Raw genomic sequence first — 812 nt, 5'->3', positions numbered from 1 at the left:
CGGGCCGGTGCTGAGAGGCTGGGGTTGCGAAGCTCCAACGCCTGCGCCGGAGGTGCCCGGATGAACGTCCATCAGAATGCCCGTTTGACGCCTTGCGGTCGAGCCCTGCTGGCAGAGCGGGTCGAAGGGGGCTGGTCCGTCAAGGCGGCACTGGCGGCGGGCGTCTCGGGCCGCACGGCGCATACTTGGCTTCGCCGGCATCGGCAGGGCGGCGAGCGCAGGTTTCACGACCGCAGCTCAGCCCCGCATCACGGTCCGCATGCAACGCCTGTGCAGCGTGTTGCCGAGATCGRGGCGCTGAGGCGTCGCCGGCTGAGCGGCCCGCAGATYGCSGYTGCRCTCGGCATGCCGCGCTCAACCGTGGGAGCGATCCTGCGCCGTCTGGGATTGAACCGATTGTCGGCGCTGGAGCCGAAACCCGAGATCCTGCGYTACGAGCGCGCCGCGCCGGGCGAGYTGATCCACCTCGACATCAAGAGCCTGGGCCGGATCGACGGCGTCGGCCACCGCATCACCGGCAACCGCACCGGCCCAGGCCGCAATCGCGGCATCGGCTGGGACCATCTCCATGTCGCGATCGACGATGCCTCGCGGCTGGCCTTCGTCGAAGTTCTGCCAAGCCTCGGCCGGGACGACGCGACGGSCTTCCTCGAACGCGCGCTCGCCTGGTTCGGYCGTCTCGGCGTCACCGTCGAACGGGTGATGACCGATAACGGCTCGGCCTATCGCTCGAAGCTCTTCGCAGCCGCGCTCGCAAAGGCCGGCGCCCGCCATGTCCGCACCCGGCCCTACACCCCGCGAACCAACGGCAA

1 protein-coding gene and 1 pseudogene are annotated in these 812 nt (G+C 69.9%); both read left to right on the top strand.

The features are described 5' to 3' along the window. Positions 1 to 60: 60 nt before the first annotated feature. A pseudogene (locus AC1DIO_RS35345) lies at positions 61 to 294 on the top strand (leucine zipper domain-containing protein); the annotation flags it as partial. Positions 295 to 345: 51 nt separating this feature from the next. Beyond that, positions 346 to 812: DDE-type integrase/transposase/recombinase (locus AC1DIO_RS35340; RefSeq protein ID WP_476854950.1), on the top strand; the 467-nt coding region annotated here is incomplete at its 3' end.

This window comes from Allobosea sp. 05T439 (assembly GCF_056396005.1).
This window is presented reverse-complemented; position numbering and strand designations above follow the sequence as displayed.